Genomic DNA, 12,424 nt, shown 5'->3' with positions numbered 1-12,424 from the left:
CGGCATGCCGCGTGCGGCCACCCGGTCACAGCGTGCGGTGCATCACGTAGAGGTCGGTGGGGCCGAGTCGTGCGTGGCGGAACCCGCCGGGCACGGTGCCCACGATGCGGAAGCCGTGGCGCTGCCACAGGCGAACCGCGATGGTGTTGCTGGCCACCACGCAGTTGAACTGCATCGCGGTGAAGCCGGTCTGGCGCGCCTGTTCCAGCGAGTGCTCGCACATGGCCGAGGCAATGCCCTGGCCGCGCGCCTCGGGCGCCACCATGTAGCTGCCGTTGGCCACGTGATCACCGAGGCCGATCTGGTTCGGCGCCAGCCGGTAGCAACCCAACACTTCGCCGTCGCGTTCGCAGACGAAACATCGCGACGGCGACGTGGTCCACATCGCGCACGCCTGATCCATGCCCAGATCGGGTGGGTACATGTACGTATCGCCGCCGGCGAGGACCGTTCGGAACAGCGGCCACACCCGCGCGAACTCGTCCGCACCGATCTCCCGCAGCACCAGCCCAGCCCTCATGAAGCGAGCGCGGCCGGTTCGTCGGCCAGCTTTACGCGTCCACGCAGCGAGTTGCTCATCGCATCGGTGATCACCACGTCGACGAACTGGCCGATCAGGCGCGGGTGGCCGGCGAAGTTCACGTAGCGCATGTTCTCGGTGCGGCCGCTGAGTTCGTCCGGATTGCGCGTGCTGGGCTTTTCCACCAGCACGCGCTGCACGGAACCGACCATCGCCCCGTTGATCTTCCTCGCGTTCGCGTTGATCGCGGCCTGCAGGCGCGCGAGGCGTTCGTGCTTCACCGCCATCGGGGTGTCGTCGGCGAGCTTGGCCGCCGGCGTGCCGGGGCGCGAGGAGAAGATGAAGGTGAAGCTCTGGTCGAAGCCGACGTCGTCGACCAGCTTCATGGTCTTGGCGAAATCCTCGTCGGTCTCGCCGGGGAAGCCCACGATGATGTCGGTGGACACGCAGATGTCCGGCCGCACCGCGCGCAGCTTGCGGATCTTCTGCTTGAACTCCAGCGCGGTGTAGCCGCGCTTCATCGCGCCGAGGATGCGGTCGGAGCCGGCCTGCACCGGCAGGTGCAGGTAGTTCGCCAGTTGCGGCACGTTGGCGTAGGCCTCGATCAGCGAGTCGGAGAACTCCAGCGGATGCGAGGTGGTGAAGCGGATGCGGCCGATGCCGTCGATCTGCGCGATCGCGTGGATCAGCACGGCGAGGTCGGCGACGCCGCCGTCGTGGGTCGGGCCGCGGTACGCGTTGACGTTCTGGCCGAGCAGGTTCACCTCGCGCACGCCCTGTGCGGCGAGCTTGGCCACTTCCACCAGCACGTCGTCGAAGGGACGGCTGATTTCCTCGCCGCGGGTGTACGGCACCACGCAGTAGCTGCAGTATTTCGAGCAGCCTTCCATGATCGAGACGAAGGCGGTCGGGCCTTCCGCGCGCGGCTCGGGCAGGCAGTCGAACTTCTCGATCTCGGGGAAGCTGATGTCGACCTGCGGCAAGCCGCTGGCGCGCTGCGCCTCGATCAGCTGGGGCAGGCGATGCAGGGTTTGCGGCCCGAACACCAGGTCCACATAGGGCGCGCGCTTGACGATCGCCGCGCCTTCCTGCGAGGCCACGCAGCCACCGACGCCGATCAGTACCGGCTTGCCGTCCTGCTTGTGCTGCTTCCAGCGGCCGAGCTGGCTGAAGACCTTTTCCTGCGCCTTCTCTCGGATCGAGCAGGTGTTGATCAGGATCACGTCCGCCTCGGACTCGTCCTGGGTCAGCTCCAGGCCGTGCGAGGCCTTCAGCACGTCGGCCATCTTGGCCGAGTCGTACTCGTTCATCTGGCAGCCGTGGGTCTTGATGAAAAGTTTGCCGCTCATGGGCGTGGGGTACCGTGGTGCGTGAGGCCGGACTGGCCATCCGATCGACCGCGCAGTTTACCCCCGCGCGGACGCACCTGCCAGATCAAGCACTTGCGGGCTTTGCAGGGCGGCTGCCACCCGCCGTTTCCAAGCGGCAGGGCCGCGAGGGCGTGCCTGCCCGGCAAAGGTCATGGAATGAGACGTGCGCACTTGGCGTTGGCGGGTGCATGGCGGCACACTGCGCCCCATGTTCGGCGTCGCAAGCCAAGGGGGAAGCGCCGATCGGCCTGCCGGGGGCTTCCCAACACGTTCGATCCTTTGCGGGATCGCGTTCGGCTGCGCGCTGTTGTGGTGGCCGACAGCACGGGCGGGCACGTTGTACCAGTGCGCCGGCGCCAGCGGCGAGGCGGTGTACAGCTCCAGCAAGGTCGGCTACCACGGCTGCAAGGCGATCGGCGGCTATGCCGCCCCCGCGCCTCGGCGCCGCGCGGCGCCGCCGCGGGCCGCGCTGAACCGGGTGGCCGGCACGGTGCAGACCACGGCCAACCCGTTGCAGGCGCAAGCAGCGGGGGTGGCTTCGCTGGCCGGCGTGCGCGGCGCGGTGGTCGAGACCCGTGCCCGCCGCCTAGACGCCCAGCCGCAGGAGCGGGCTTCACTGGCCGCGGTCCGGGGCTCGGTGGTGACCGGTGGCGTGCCGCTTCCTCCGGCAACGGAAACGCCCACTGCGGCGCAGCCGGCATGGGATGCCCGGAAAGCCGAGGCATCGGCGAACGGGCCCATCGGGCGCACCTATTACTATAAGGTGGTGCACGCCGACGGCAGCATGTATCTGGGCGACCACTCGCCGCCGCTGCAGAAAGGCGACGTGCTGACCAAGACCTTCGTCGAGTACATCAGGACCTGCGCCGCCTGCGACCTGCACTCGCCGATCCACTGGAATTCGACACGGCTGAACCTGATCGCCTACGCCGACACCATCCGTGCCGCCAGCATCGAGTACGGCGTCGACGAGGCGTTCCTGCGCGCGATCATCCACGCGGAGAGCGCGTTCAATCCGCGCGCGCTGTCGCTCAAGGGCGCACAAGGACTGATGCAGCTGATGCCGGGCACGGCCAGCGACATGGGTGTGCTGGACGCGTTCGACTCCGACCAGAACATCCGCGGCGGCGCGCGCTACCTGGGCCTGCTGCTGCGCGACTTCGACGGCAACGAGCGGCTGGCCGCGGCCGCCTACAACGCCGGCCCCGGTGCGGTGCAGCGCTACAAGGGCGTGCCGCCGTACGCCGAAACCCAGGTCTACGTGGAACGGGTGGACACCTTGCGCCGGCGCTACGGCGCGGCGATCCATCCGCCGCTGGCGTCGCGCGGGCCGGGCTGAGCCGTCGGCTGTCAGCCGTCCGGCATGCTGCCGGCGCTCATGGCGGGGCGCTGGACAAGAGTGACGTCGAGGTGGAACGGAGTGCCGTTGCGCAGCCCGGAGACGGTCACCGTGCTGCCCGGCTTGAGCGCCGCCTCGCGCCGGCGCAGGTCGGCCGGGTCGAGGATGTCGTCGGCACCGATGCGCAACAGGATGTCGCGCGGGCGAATGCCCGCCAGCGCGGCCGGGCCGCCCGGGTAGACCATGGTCACCAGCGCACCGCGTGCTGCCCCCGGCAGGCCGCCGTTGGCGGCCACCGGCACGAACGCATAGTCGGCCCCGAGCCAGCCGCGCACCACGTGGCCGGTGGCGATGATCTGGTCCAGCACCTTCTTGGCCGTGGTCACCGGGATCGCGAAGCCGATGCCTTCGGCACCGGCGGCCTTGCCGATCAGCAAGGTGTTGATCCCGACCAGTTCGCCTTCGGCGTTGACCAGCGCCCCGCCGGAATTGCCCAGGTTGATGGCCGCGTCGGTCTGGATGAAATCCTCGGCGCTGGAGCTGTTCAACTGGCGGCCGATCGCACTGACGATGCCCATGGTGACGGTCTGGTTGAGGCCGAGCGGGTTGCCGATCGCCAGCACCACGTCGCCGGGCCGCAGCGGCTGCCCGGCGATGTGGATCACCGGCAGGTTGCTGGCGTCGATCTTCAGCACCGCCAGGTCCGATTCCTCGTCCGCGCCGACCAGGCTGGCCTTGGCGATGCGCCCGTCGTACAGCAACACCTGGATGTCGGCGGCGTGCGCGATCACGTGGTTGTTGGTCAGCACGTAGCCCTGGCCCTGGGCGCTGACGATGACGCCGGAACCGAGGGTCTGCTCGCGGTGCTGGAAGGTGGTGGGCTGGCCGCCGAACAATTGCTGCAGCACCGGGTTGTCGTACATCCGCACGGCCTGCTCGGTGACGATCCGGTTGGCGTAGATGTTGACCACCGAGGGCGCCGCGGCCGCCACGGCGTCGGCGTAGGAGACCGGCCCGCTGCCTGGATGGGGCGACCTGGCCGCGGGCGCGGTCGGCGCTGCCGCACCCAGCCCGAAGCGTTCGCGCAGGTGCTCGCCACTGCCTGGCCAGAACAGGCCGACCACGAAGGCCATCGCGAGGCCGAGGATGGCAAAGCGCGCGATGAAGAGGAGCGTGCCGGCGGCATGTTTCATGTCGAAAGGAGAGGTCCCGGCAGTCGTGGCGAGTGTTGCGGCGTCTGGACTTCGCCGCGATGCGCTTTATTGTACGGGGCGGGGCCTGACGCTACACTAACGCGATTTTTGCGGGGCCCAAACCCCACCTGGCATGACATCGCAAGTACCGGAGAGCCTGATGGCGAACGAAGTCGTCGATCATGGCCGCCGCCGCTTCCTGACAGCAACCACCGCGGTGGTTGGTGGTATCGGAATCGTGTCGGCGGCTGTGCCCTTCATCAAGTCGTGGGAACCCAGCGCGCGCGCCAAGGCCGCTGGCGCTCCGGTCACCCAGTCGCTGGCCAAGATCGAGGCGGGGCAGATGCTGACCGTGTCGTGGCGCAGCCTGCCGGTGTTCGTGCTCAACCGCACCAAGGCACAGCTGGCCACGTTGCCGCAGGTCGATTCGCGCCTGGTGGACCCCAAGTCCGACGGCGCCTCCGCCGACCAGCAGCCGAAGTACGCGCAGAACGAGGCACGCTCGATCAAGCCGGAATGGCTGGTGGTGATCGGCATCTGCACGCACCTGGGCTGCGTGCCCGACTTCGTGCCGGAGATCAAGCCCGAGCCGTTCGATCCGGAATGGAAGGGCGGCTTCTACTGCCCCTGCCACAAGTCGCGCTACGACCTGGCCGGTCGCGTCTACGCCGGCGTGCCGGCGCCGAAGAACCTGCCGGTGCCGCCGTACCATTTCATCGACGACAGCACCATCCAGATTGGCGTGGATCCGAAGGAGGCTGGCTAATGGCCAACGTATTCACGAGCATCGGTGACTGGGTCAACGAGCGCGCACCGGGCATGATGCCGATGTACCGCGCGCACATGACCGAGTACTACGCGCCGAAGAACTTCAACCTCTGGTACTACTTCGGTTCGCTGGCGCTGCTGGTGCTGGTCAACCAGATCGTCACCGGCATCTTCCTCACCATGAACTACAACCCGAGCGCGGCGGGAGCCTTCGCCTCGGTCGAGTACATCATGCGTGACGTGGAGTGGGGCTGGCTGATCCGCTACATGCATTCCACCGGCGCCTCGCTGTTCTTCGTGGTGGTGTTCCTGCACATGTTCCGCGGCATCATGTACGGCTCGTACAAGAAGCCGCGCGAGCTGGTGTGGCTGCTCGGCATGCTGATCTTCCTGGTGCTGATGGCCGAAGCGTTCATGGGCTACGTGCTGCCGTGGGGCAACATGTCGTTCTGGGGCGCCAAGGTGATCATCTCGCTGTTCGGCACCATCCCCTACATCGGCAATTCGCTGGTGGAATGGATCATGGGCGACTTCCTGCCGGCCGATGCCACCCTGAACCGCTTCTTCGCGCTGCACGTGATCGCGCTGCCGATCGTGTTGCTGCTGCTGGTGGTGCTGCACATCGCCGCGCTGCACGAGGTGGGTTCGAACAACCCGGACGGCGTGGAGATCAAGAAGGGTCCCAAGGGCAACCGCTGGGATGCGCTGAAGCCGGCCGACGGCATTCCGTTCCATCCGTACTACACGGTGAAGGACCTGGTCGGCGTGGGCTTCTTCCTGCTGATCGCCGCGTTCATCATCTTCTTCGCGCCGACCTTCGGCGGCTGGTTCCTGGAGCACGACAACTTCATCCCGGCGAACAACCTGGCGACGCCGTCGCACATCAAGCCGGTGTGGTACTTCACCCCGTTCTACGCGATCGTGCGCATGATCCCGTCGTTCCTCGGCTCGGCCGTGTGGGGCGTGCTGGCGATGTTCGGCGCCATCGCGGTGCTGTTCGCGCTGCCCTGGTTCGATCGCGGCAAGGTGAAATCGATCCGCTACCGCGGGACCGGCTTCAAAGTGGCGCTGGGGCTGTTCGTGCTGTCTTTCATTGCGCTGGGTGCGGTCGGCGCGGGCATCACGGCCGAGGTGATCCCGAGCTGGTTCGGCGACGTCGACGTGACGTTCTGGGAGAACCTGTTCGGTCGCGTGATGACGGCAGTCTACTTCGGGTTCTTCGCATTTCTTTGGGCCTACACATATTTCGGCTGGGAAAAGACCAAGCCGGTTCCGGAACGGGTGACGACGCATGACTAAGCGGCAGCTGCTAATGAAGCGGTACATCTTCCCGGTGGCGTTGGCGCTCGCTCTGGTCGTCGGCAGCGTGTCGGTGCAGGCAGCGGAAGGCGGCCTGCCGCATGCCGGCACCAATGTGCAGGACCAGGCTTCGCTGCAGCGCGGCGCCAAGCTGTTCTTCAACTACTGTATCGGCTGCCATTCGCTGAAGTACATGCGTTACGAGCGGATCGCCGGCGACCTCGGGCTGACCGAGCAGGACGTGATGCAGAACCTCAACTTCACCGGCGCCAAGTTCGGTGAGACCGTGGTTTCGCACATGCCGGCAGCGTCGGCCGCCAAGTGGTTCGGCAAGGCTCCGCCGGATCTCTCGCTGGAAGTGCGCGCGAAGGGAGCCGACTGGGTCTACGCCTACCTCAACTCGTTCTACCTGGACCCGAGCCGCCCGGTGGGCTGGAACAACACGGTGTTCCCGAACGCGTCGATGCCGTTCCCGCTGTGGGAACTGCAGGGCCTGCAGAGCGCGGTGATGACCGAGGCGAAGCCGGGCGAGGACGCCAGGGTGGAGAAGCTGGTGCTGTCTCAGCCGGGCAAGCTGACTCCGGCGCAGTTCCAGCAGGCCAGCCGTGACCTGACGACCTTCCTGGAATACGCTTCCGAACCAGCCGCCCTGCAGCGCCATCATTACGGCGTTTGGGTGCTGCTGTTCCTGGCGTTCTTCACCTTCCTGGCCGCCCTGCTGAAGAAGGAATACTGGAAGGACGTCCACTGAGCAGCCTGGATGGCATTATCCGACTGCGGCGGCCACGAGCCGCCGCAGTCGTCTCACCGATGGGGAATTGCGCATGGTCCCAAGCGCCCGCTCACGCAGCGTACTGACGCTCTACACCACCGCCGACGACGTGCAATGTCATCGCGCCAGGCTGGTGCTGGCCGCCAAGGGGGTCAGCTACGAACGGGTACTGGTCGATCCGGCCCGACCGCCGGAAGACCTGGTCGACCTGAATCCGTATGCCAGCACGCCGACCCTGGTCGACCGCGACTTGACCCTGTTCGACACCTCGGTGGTCTGCGAATACCTCGACGAGCGCTATCCGCACCCGCCGCTGATGCCGATCGATCCGCAGTCGCGCGCACGGCTGCGGGTGGCCGCGGTGCGCATCGAGAAGGACTGGCTGACCGAGGTCGACATCATCCGCGCCGGCGGCCGGCCCGCGGACGCGGCGCGCAAGCGCCTGCGCGGGCACCTGCTGTCCTCGGTGCCGCTGTTCAAGGCCGCGAAGTTCTTCCTCAATCCGGAAATGAGCCTGGCCGACTGCCTGGTGGCGCCGGTGATCTGGCGGCTGCCATGGCTGGGCGTGGAGCTGGGGCGCGAGGGCAAGCCGGTGATCGATTACGGCGAGCGTTTGTTCCACAGTCAGGGTTTTGCGCGCAGCATGACCGACCAGGAAAAGGCGATGCGGCAGATCCATGAGCAAGAATGAAGCGGTACCGATGAGCTCCAACCGCCCGTACCTGCTGCGGGCGATCTACGACTGGATCAGCGACAACAACCTGACCCCGTACGTGCTGGTCGACGCCGGTGTGGCCGGCGTGCGGGTGCCGCCGCAGGTGGTCAAGAACGGCCAGGTGGTGCTCAACCTGGCGATGCGTGCGGTGGCGAATCTCGACCTCGGCAACGAGTGGATCAGCTTCCAGGCGCGCTTTTCCGGGGTCAGCCAGGCGATCCAGATCCCGGTGCAGGCGGTGCTGGCGCTGTACGCGCAGGAGAACGGCCAGGGCATGATGTTTCCGGCCGAGGAAGAGGGCGGCGACCCGCCGCCGCCGTCGGCCCCCGAGCCCGACGACACCGCGCCGGCGTCGGGTGCCGACAACGCCGGCGGCGACAAGCCGAAACGCAGCACGCCGCACCTTCGCGTGGTCAAGTAGAAACGGGCTGCCGCGCTCAACCCGCGCGGCGGGCTCCGCTCCTACTCAGTTCGGCCGGTTGCGCGGGCGCAGCGGCACCACATTGCCGGACGCTACCGCCGTGTTCCGTGCCGCGGCTTCCTCATGCGGCAGCAGTTCGATGGTGGGCAGACTCAGGCTGCTGAGCGCGTCGCCGATCATCCACAGCCGGCCCGACTCGCGGTCGTGGCCGTCGATGCTCACCTCGAAACCGTAGCAACGCTCGAGCATGCGCAGGCCGTTGATCCGGCGCAGGCGCACGGCACGCAGGCCGACAGTCTCGTCGAGCAGTTGCACGCCGTGCTGCTGGCATTGCTGGCGTGCTTCGCGCACGGCGCGTTCGCGCGCCGCGCTGAGCTTCAGCCACAGTCCCACGACGGCGGCAAGCGCCAGCAGCAGCAACAGGTTGGAAAGGTCGCTCATCCCCGCAGTGTGTGGGCGCCGGTGGGCGGGCGCAAGCGCGGGTTCAGTCCAGTTGCAGGCGCAGTGACAGGTCGATGGCGTGCACGTGCTTGGTCAGCGCACCGACCGAGATGAAGTCGACGCCGGTACGCGCGTAGTCGCCGATCGTGCCGAGGTCGATGTTGCCCGAGGCTTCCAGCGGCACGCGGCCGGCGGTGTACCGCACCGCCTCGCGCATCTGCGCCGGCTCGAAGTTGTCCAGCATGATCCGGTCCACGCCAGCCTGCAGCGCCTGCTCCAGCTCGTCGAGGTTTTCCACTTCGACTTCGAGCAGCAGCTCCGGATGCAGCCGGCGCGCCGCCTGCACCGCGGCAACGATGCTGCCGGCGGCGATGATGTGGTTCTCCTTGACCAGGACCGCGTCGTACAGGCCCATGCGCTGGTTGTGGCCGCCGCCGCAGCGCACCGCGTATTTCTGCGCCAGGCGCAGGCCGGGGATGGTCTTGCGCGTGTCCAGCACGCGCACCGCGGTGCCGGCGGTGGCAGCGACATAGCCGGCGGTCACCGTGGCGGTGGCGGACAGCAGTTGCAGGAAATTCAGCGCCGAGCGCTCGGCGGTGACCAGCGAGCGGGCATGCCCCGACAGGCGGCAGATCACCGTGCCGGGGGCGACCCGGTCGCCGTCGCGGACCCGCCAGTCGATCTGCACAGCCGGGTCGAGCCGGCGAAAGCAGGCATCGAACCACGGCGTACCGGCGATCACCGCCGCATCGCGGCAGGTCAGTTCGGCGTGGGCCCTGGCGTTGGGCGGCAGCAGCCCTGCGGTGGCGTCGCCCGGGCCGAGATCCTCGGCAAAGGCGCGTTCGACGTCGGCAGCGATCTGCGTGGCGTCGGGCGGCGCGAACGGCGAAGCCCCGCTCATTCGGTGGCCGTGTCCGCCGGTGGCGTGGTGCCGGGCTGGCTCAGCTTGTCGACGATCGCGGTCATCGCGCGGTCGAACAGCGCGTTGGCGGCGAGCATGCGGGCGTGGCCATCGGTGATCAGCACGGTCAATTCCTGCGGCGAATAGTCGGCCACCTTCAGGCCGCGCCGGTTGACGAACAGGTAGCGGCCGCTCATCGGGCTGATCCACGACAGCTTGGCCCGGGTCATTGGCTCGTCGGGCAGGCAAAACTCCAGCCAGGTGCCTGGTTGCAGCGACTGCACCTGGTGCCATTCCGGACTGTCCAGCGGCGCCTCGACGAGGTCCTCTTCGACGCTGTCCGGCGGCGTGGTGTCCTGGTCGATGACCGGCTGGATGCTGTCGGGGATTGCCAGCATCGCGGCGTCCTCACCGACGACGACCGCTTCGGTGGCTTCCAGCGTCTCGCCGAGCTGCTGGCGGTAATAGATGTGCAACTGGCCGAGCAGACGCTCGATATCCTGTTCCTGGAACGCCACGTTGGCCAGGCCCTGGCGCAGCGCGCGCTCGATCCCGGGCAGCATCTGCCGCAACGCCTGCCGGCTTTCCAGGGTGGTTGCCGGCTTGGTGCTGGCGATGAAGTCGTCGACGAAGCGCAGCGCGCTCTTGAACTCGGGCGAGCCCTCGCCCTGGCGCAGCAAGGTCAGCACCAGGTGGTTGGCCCACGCGCGGGCCAGCACGCCGTGCACCAGTGGCGGCAGCTTGTGCTCGCCGATGCGGTCGAGGATCTCGCGGGCGGCGCGGCGGCGCGCCTGTTCGAGTTTCTCGCGGCCGCGGGTGGACTCGGCCACGCGCTGCTCGGCCAGCTCGGAGCGGCGCTTGTTGAGGTCCTGGAACTGCTGAAGGTCGACCAGCAGGCGCTCGAAGATGCCCATGTCGTCGTCGAAGTCGTGCAGCAGCTGGTCGACGGTCGACTTCACCTTGTCGTGCAGGCGGCGGTCGCGGTCGGACTCCTCCGACCAGCTTTTGGCCTGCTCGGCCAGGCAATCCAGCAGCCGGCGTGCCGGGTGCTGGCGATGCGCGAACAGCTTGCGGTCGAGGATCGCCGCCTTGAGGTACGGAATCTGCAGCCGCGCCAGCATCACCTGCATCGTGGCCGGCAGGTTGCGGTCCTCCAGGATGAATTCGAACAGCATGCCGACCAGGTCGATGGTGTCTTCATCGATGGTGGCGACGTTGCTGGGCTTCTCGCCGCGCAGCGCGCCAAGTTGGGTCAGCAGCTGGCCTTTCAGCTGGAGCACTTCGCGACTCAGTGCGGCGGCGTCGTCCGGTTGCGCGTACGGCAGCGGTCCGGCGCTGGCGATCTGGCTTTGCAGCACGCTCAGCGCGCCCAGCAATTCGTTCGCCGACGGCAGCGGGCCGCTCGGTATCGCGTGCATGCCGCCGGCGGCAGGACCGCGGCGCGCGCTGAACAGCGCATGCAGGGTCTGCAGCAGGTCGCTGGGGATCTCGCCGGTCGCCTCGTCGGTCGCGTCGGCCGCCGCCGGGCCGGCTCCTTTCGCGTCGCCGCGCAGCACCTCGTGGCGCAGCTGTGGCAGCACGCCGGCCCGCACCAGTTCGGTGTTGATTTCCTGGTAGAGCTCTTCCAGCGACGACAGCACGTAGCGGTCGAACAGCTTGTAGATGATCAGCTTGACCCGCATGTCGGCGCTGAGCTCGTGCAGCGCCTGACGGAATGCCTGGGCCAGGATCGCCGGCGCCACCGGGTTGCTGGAATCCTCGATCTTGCGGCCGCCGCAGATCACTGACAAACGCTGGTTGACCGTGAACAGGTCGCGCGCGAGGCGCGCGTCGTTCTTGCTGATCATGCTGGTGATGGCCAGCGATTCTTCCAGCTCGTTGTCCGCCACCAGCGTCAGCTCGGGCGTGCCGAACGGCGAGGCCGGGTTGCCCGACAGCTGCGGGTGGGGCAGTTCGCCGATGTGGCGGCTGATTGCGCCCAGGAAGCTGCGCTCCACCGCCGGACGGCGCTTGCGCACTTCGCGCATGCCGTCGAAGTAATGCATCTGGGCGGCATTGTTCTCGGCTTTCTCGGCCAGGTCGAACAGGGCGTCGTCGACGTGCTCGAAGGCATTGCCGACCCATTGCTGCAACCGCTTGCCGGCGATGCTGCGCACGGAGCCGAGCAACTCGCCGACGCGCTCGCTGGCCGGATCCAGGCGCTGATTCAGATGGATGACGCGGGACGGATCACTGGCTTCGTTCATCGCCAACCCCCTGGAACATTGCAGTGCGCGATCCAACCCGGGAGGGAGCCGCGCAAGTGTCGACGATAAGGCAAAGCAGGTACCCGTGTCATGCGCCGGGCGCTTTCAGCCGCCAGGCGCTTTCAGCCGGCGGGGAAGCCGGTCAGCTGGGTGGTACCGATGCCTTCCTCGGGCAGCATCACCGGAATGCCGTCCTCGACCCGGTAGATCACCTTGTGGTCGGTGGTGATCAGGCCTTCGCCGACCCGCTCGTGCACGGCGGCGCCGGCCACGGTGTCGACCTTGCCGGCGCCGATGGCGTCGTTCAGCGCGTCGAGTTCGCGCTTGCCCAGCGGACGCAGTGGCATTTTGCTGACCGGGCAGCACAGGATGTCGAGCAGACGCTTGTCCATGCTTGGGTGTGCGGGGTGGGGAAAGCCCGTACAATAGCCGCTTTTGG

Annotated in this window: 13 protein-coding genes; 6 read left to right on the top strand and 7 right to left on the bottom strand. The window is 67.6% G+C overall.

Going from position 1 to position 12,424, the window contains the following annotated elements; translation table 11 throughout:
• Positions 1-25: 25 nt before the first annotated feature.
• Together RHOOR92_RS0115025 and miaB are read right to left on the bottom strand one after the other, a co-directional pair.
• On the bottom strand, positions 26-520 hold the full coding sequence (locus RHOOR92_RS0115025; protein WP_027490628.1) for a GNAT family N-acetyltransferase: 495 nt from the start codon (positions 518-520) through the stop codon (positions 26-28).
• Positions 517-1,869: a tRNA (N6-isopentenyl adenosine(37)-C2)-methylthiotransferase MiaB gene (gene miaB / locus RHOOR92_RS0115020; RefSeq protein ID WP_081660250.1), complete on the bottom strand. Its 1,353-nt coding sequence runs from the start codon at positions 1,867-1,869 to the stop codon at positions 517-519. Before miaB ends, RHOOR92_RS0115025 begins: the two co-directional genes overlap by 4 nt.
• 358 nt (positions 1,870-2,227) lie before the next feature.
• Between miaB and RHOOR92_RS0115015 the strand changes: the two genes are divergently transcribed.
• Positions 2,228-3,229 carry a lytic transglycosylase domain-containing protein gene (locus RHOOR92_RS0115015; protein WP_231378401.1) on the top strand — a complete coding sequence of 334 codons (1,002 nt, stop codon included), beginning with the start codon at positions 2,228-2,230 and terminating at the stop codon, positions 3,227-3,229.
• An 11-nt stretch (positions 3,230-3,240) separates the two neighbouring features.
• Here the strand turns inward: RHOOR92_RS0115015 and RHOOR92_RS0115010 are convergent, their stop codons facing one another.
• Positions 3,241-4,422, bottom strand: coding sequence for a trypsin-like peptidase domain-containing protein (locus RHOOR92_RS0115010; RefSeq protein ID WP_027490625.1), 1,182 nt, complete (start codon positions 4,420-4,422; stop codon positions 3,241-3,243).
• Positions 4,423-4,582: 160 nt separating this feature from the next.
• On the opposite strand from RHOOR92_RS0115010, the gene petA reads away from it, so the two are divergent.
• From petA to RHOOR92_RS0114985, 5 genes are all read left to right on the top strand, one after another.
• Positions 4,583-5,188, top strand: coding sequence for a ubiquinol-cytochrome c reductase iron-sulfur subunit (gene petA / locus RHOOR92_RS0115005; protein ID WP_027490624.1), 606 nt, complete (start codon positions 4,583-4,585; stop codon positions 5,186-5,188).
• Positions 5,188-6,489 carry a cytochrome bc complex cytochrome b subunit gene (locus RHOOR92_RS0115000; RefSeq protein ID WP_007507462.1) on the top strand — a complete coding sequence of 434 codons (1,302 nt, stop codon included), beginning with the start codon at positions 5,188-5,190 and terminating at the stop codon, positions 6,487-6,489. Before petA ends, RHOOR92_RS0115000 begins: the two co-directional genes overlap by 1 nt.
• 13 nt (positions 6,490-6,502) lie before the next feature.
• Positions 6,503-7,240: a cytochrome c1 gene (locus tag RHOOR92_RS0114995; protein WP_027490623.1), complete on the top strand. Its 738-nt coding sequence runs from the start codon at positions 6,503-6,505 to the stop codon at positions 7,238-7,240.
• Between the two features lie 73 nt (positions 7,241-7,313).
• Positions 7,314-7,952, top strand: a complete 639-nt coding sequence (locus tag RHOOR92_RS0114990) for a glutathione S-transferase N-terminal domain-containing protein (RefSeq protein WP_007507466.1) — start codon at positions 7,314-7,316, stop codon at positions 7,950-7,952.
• Between the two features lie 10 nt (positions 7,953-7,962).
• Positions 7,963-8,397: a ClpXP protease specificity-enhancing factor gene (locus RHOOR92_RS0114985; RefSeq protein WP_155950264.1), complete on the top strand. Its 435-nt coding sequence runs from the start codon at positions 7,963-7,965 to the stop codon at positions 8,395-8,397.
• A gap of 45 nt (positions 8,398-8,442) precedes the next feature.
• Here RHOOR92_RS0114985 and RHOOR92_RS0114980 read toward each other — a convergent pair whose 3' ends face one another.
• The 4 genes from RHOOR92_RS0114980 to RHOOR92_RS0114965 form a co-directional block, all read right to left on the bottom strand.
• On the bottom strand, positions 8,443-8,838 hold the full coding sequence (locus RHOOR92_RS0114980) for a DUF3301 domain-containing protein (protein WP_027490622.1): 396 nt from the start codon (positions 8,836-8,838) through the stop codon (positions 8,443-8,445).
• Positions 8,839-8,881: 43 nt separating this feature from the next.
• Positions 8,882-9,739: a carboxylating nicotinate-nucleotide diphosphorylase gene (gene nadC / locus RHOOR92_RS0114975; protein ID WP_027490621.1), complete on the bottom strand. Its 858-nt coding sequence runs from the start codon at positions 9,737-9,739 to the stop codon at positions 8,882-8,884.
• A complete protein-coding gene (locus tag RHOOR92_RS0114970; RefSeq protein WP_027490620.1) occupies positions 9,736-11,985 on the bottom strand; it encodes a DUF1631 domain-containing protein in 2,250 nt (749 codons plus the stop codon). The genes nadC and RHOOR92_RS0114970 overlap by 4 nt, the downstream gene beginning before the upstream one ends.
• A 122-nt stretch (positions 11,986-12,107) precedes the next feature.
• Complete coding sequence (locus tag RHOOR92_RS0114965) at positions 12,108-12,377, bottom strand: Trm112 family protein (protein ID WP_007507478.1); 270 nt, start codon at positions 12,375-12,377, stop codon at positions 12,108-12,110.
• Positions 12,378-12,424: the final 47 nt, after the last annotated feature.

It is taken from the genome of Rhodanobacter sp. OR92, assembly GCF_000427545.1.
GTDB classification, from domain to species: Bacteria; Pseudomonadota; Gammaproteobacteria; order Xanthomonadales; family Rhodanobacteraceae; genus Rhodanobacter; species Rhodanobacter denitrificans.
Note: the sequence above shows the minus strand (reverse complement) of the source record. Positions and strands in the feature narration are given on the sequence as shown.

Excerpts from the sequence above, each read along its gene's own strand:
- RHOOR92_RS0115025 (WP_027490628.1), bottom strand. The coding sequence starts at position 520 with ATGAGGGCTGGGCTGGTGCTGCGGGAGATCGGTGCGGACGAGTTCGCG.
- miaB (WP_081660250.1), bottom strand. The coding sequence starts at position 1,869 with ATGAGCGGCAAACTTTTCATCAAGACCCACGGCTGCCAGATGAACGAG.
- RHOOR92_RS0115010 (WP_027490625.1), bottom strand. The coding sequence starts at position 4,422 with ATGAAACATGCCGCCGGCACGCTCCTCTTCATCGCGCGCTTTGCCATC.
- petA (WP_027490624.1), top strand. The coding sequence starts at position 4,583 with ATGGCGAACGAAGTCGTCGATCATGGCCGCCGCCGCTTCCTGACAGCA.
- RHOOR92_RS0115000 (WP_007507462.1), top strand. The coding sequence starts at position 5,188 with ATGGCCAACGTATTCACGAGCATCGGTGACTGGGTCAACGAGCGCGCA.
- RHOOR92_RS0114995 (WP_027490623.1), top strand. The coding sequence starts at position 6,503 with ATGAAGCGGTACATCTTCCCGGTGGCGTTGGCGCTCGCTCTGGTCGTC.
- RHOOR92_RS0114990 (WP_007507466.1), top strand. The coding sequence starts at position 7,314 with ATGGTCCCAAGCGCCCGCTCACGCAGCGTACTGACGCTCTACACCACC.
- RHOOR92_RS0114985 (WP_155950264.1), top strand. The coding sequence starts at position 7,963 with ATGAGCTCCAACCGCCCGTACCTGCTGCGGGCGATCTACGACTGGATC.
- RHOOR92_RS0114980 (WP_027490622.1), bottom strand. The coding sequence starts at position 8,838 with ATGAGCGACCTTTCCAACCTGTTGCTGCTGCTGGCGCTTGCCGCCGTC.
- nadC (WP_027490621.1), bottom strand. The coding sequence starts at position 9,739 with ATGAGCGGGGCTTCGCCGTTCGCGCCGCCCGACGCCACGCAGATCGCT.
- RHOOR92_RS0114970 (WP_027490620.1), bottom strand. The coding sequence starts at position 11,985 with ATGAACGAAGCCAGTGATCCGTCCCGCGTCATCCATCTGAATCAGCGC.
- RHOOR92_RS0114965 (WP_007507478.1), bottom strand. The coding sequence starts at position 12,377 with ATGGACAAGCGTCTGCTCGACATCCTGTGCTGCCCGGTCAGCAAAATG.